At 45.3% G+C, this 1,170-nt stretch carries 1 protein-coding gene; it reads right to left on the bottom strand.

Annotated features, from left to right (window positions below; all coding sequences use genetic code 11):
* Nucleotides 1-1,170 (bottom strand): ISL3 family transposase (locus ACR2PX_RS01800; protein WP_433997646.1); only part of this gene is annotated, 1,170 nt, incomplete at both ends.

The raw sequence follows: 1,170 nt of genomic DNA, 5'->3' as shown, positions 1-1,170 counted from the left end.
TATAAAGCAATTTCTGCACATCTGTAGGTTCTGAAGCCGTATGATTTTCTCGTAGTGAGTTTTATTTTGGTATTCAGGCCCTCAACAATACCGCTGGAATACGCCTTTTTTGCCTTGAACCAGTTCAGGATAAGCGGTTTATGTCGTCGAACCGTTTTAGCTACTTTCTTCATTGGCTCAATCCTGGATCTCATGACTCTTGTACACCACCGGTCGAGGTATTCTCCAGCCCAGTAAGGCGAGACGTAATCCCAGAAGATCTGAAACTCTTCTCTGAGTATGTACGACCTGACACTTTTCAAGTTGTACTGCAGCACCGTGTTTAGCTTGATCTCTTCTTTCTCTGTCAGATTCTCCTTACGTTTTAGAAGGCACCAGCGCATCTTTTTCAGAACAGGTTCGTAACCATCAGCCTGCAGTTGCTTGTGCTCTGAAGCCCTGACTTCAGCAATGGCTTTGTTCAGCATCGCAACAATATGGAATCGATCCAGAATGTGAAGAGCTTGTCCCGCAAATTCGGCAATGGCCTTCACGTAAGGTTTCCACATATCAGAGCAAACGTACTCCAGCTGCTGATTTCGTTCGGCACCAAAGAATTCGAAAAATGATCGAATAGTCGCCTCCGTGCGCTTTTGGCCAATCCACAGCAATCGAGTGCAGCCCCTGTCTATTTGGTAAACCACCGTGAGATATTTGTGACCGACCTGGTAGGCAACTTCATCAACACCAATAGCTTTCACATTATCAAGGGAACGATGTGTTTTACCCCATTCAACAATATACTCAACAGAATTAAATACTTTCTCCCAAGAGGTGTTGAAGGTTGTAGCGACTTCTTTCCAAGATAGTTTTTTAGCCCAGAATGCCAGGAACTGCATATAGGCTTTGGTTAGCTCTTTTTTACCGTCAGCCCACGGAACTTGCTCAACAGTCACACCACAGGACTGGCAATCTACTCGCCGCATTCTATAAAGCAGGAAGACCCTGATCCCCCACAACGGGATGAACTCAAACCGTCGTTCTTTCAGGCGATCATATCCGGGTGCAGGCTTTTGGCAGCCTGAACATATAGCCTGTCCATTCTTACGGGGAATAACAGTGACGTTGAAGACTTCGGAGCCTTGATAGAAACCAAGTTCAACCTTTTCGTAAACAAATGACTTGAGTTTA

Origin of the sequence: Endozoicomonas sp. (assembly GCF_051008435.1) — a bacterium.
Lineage (GTDB): Bacteria > Pseudomonadota > Gammaproteobacteria > Pseudomonadales > Endozoicomonadaceae > Endozoicomonas_A.
This window is presented reverse-complemented; position numbering and strand designations above follow the sequence as displayed.